The organism is Spirulina subsalsa FACHB-351, assembly GCF_026130165.1.
Taxonomy (GTDB): Bacteria; Cyanobacteriota; Cyanobacteriia; order Cyanobacteriales; family Spirulinaceae; genus Spirulina_A; species Spirulina_A subsalsa_A.
Genome location: NZ_JAIHOM010000261.1, coordinates 1 through 730, shown reverse-complemented (window position 1 = coordinate 730; position 730 = coordinate 1). Strand labels below are relative to the sequence as shown.

1 protein-coding gene is annotated in these 730 nt (G+C 54.8%); it reads right to left on the bottom strand.

Features of this window, described 5'->3' with window-relative positions:
* Window positions 1-730: RNA-guided endonuclease InsQ/TnpB family protein (locus tag K4A83_RS22755; RefSeq protein ID WP_407810283.1), on the bottom strand; the 730-nt coding region annotated here is incomplete at both ends.

The window sequence follows — 730 nt, the reverse complement described above, 5'->3', positions numbered from 1 at the left end:
ACACTGCTTAACGCCTGTCCATTCAGGTCGGCAAGCCCTGCCGCCATAATATTTACACTGGCATTCACATCCCGGTCTTGTTCTGCACCACAGTTGAGGCACAGTACCGACCGCACAGACAGAGCCAATTTCCCCCACCGATAACCACAGCAGGAGCAAACCTGCGAGGTGGGTTCCCATCGGCTGATCACCCTCACCTCTCGGTCTTGGATCAGGGTTGCCTTGGCTTCACACATTGTTCTGATCTCTCGCCATCGGGCCCGACTAATCGCCCTGGCTAGACACCGATTTTTCACCATCCCGGCAACGTTGAGATCCTCGAGCACCACTACGCTGTTTTCTCGCACCAAACGGCTCGCCAACTTTTGGTTGGTATCCTTACGGATATCCCGTTGCTTTGCCTCCGTGGCGATCGCCATCCGCAACGACTCACGCCGCCTTGACCCTTTCCTAGCCCTGGCTAGTTGGCGTTTGCCTTTACGGATCTTCCTGTCTAAGGCACTGGTGTCCCTCGCCTTGACCTTTTCACCTGTGCTTAATGTAGCTAGGGTTTCAATGCCCAAATCTACGCCGACCCCTTGGTTTTTGGGTTCGACGGTGACAGGCTCCACCTCTACCACAAAGCTGAGAAAATACCGACCCCCACAGTCCTTGAGCACTGTAACTGAACTGGGTTCAGAGGGCAGTGGCCTTGACCACTTCGTTTTCAGCTTGCCAATCTTGGCGAGGT